This window comes from Kineococcus sp. AC630 (assembly GCF_979255925.1).
The window spans coordinates 1-257 of the sequence record NZ_CEEDMJ010000105.1; the positions used below are offsets into that span (position 1 = coordinate 1).

The window sequence follows — 257 nt, forward strand, 5'->3', positions numbered from 1 at the left end:
GTGTAGGTCTTTGGGTTTCGAGTTGCCGCTCCGATGGATGGTTCCATCTAATAACGGCCGCCGCGCGCTCGCTGGCCGGCCGATGCAGCTGGTATAGCGCTTGCATTGTGCTGGTGCGCAACGCCCAGCAATTGCGCCGTAATCGCGCATTTTCTGCGTTAACCCAGGTGGCAACAGTGTTGCTCAACCGAATGAAAAATAAAGAAAAGAACTGATCGCTCACGTTATCTGCCCGTTTCCCTGGTTCTAAATCGGTT

Annotated in this window: 1 protein-coding gene; it reads left to right on the forward strand. The window is 53.7% G+C overall.

Going from position 1 to position 257, the window contains the following annotated elements:
• Positions 1-215: hypothetical protein (locus AC0I8G_RS26040; RefSeq protein WP_471732525.1), on the forward strand; the 215-nt coding region annotated here is incomplete at its 5' end.
• Positions 216-257: the final 42 nt, after the last annotated feature.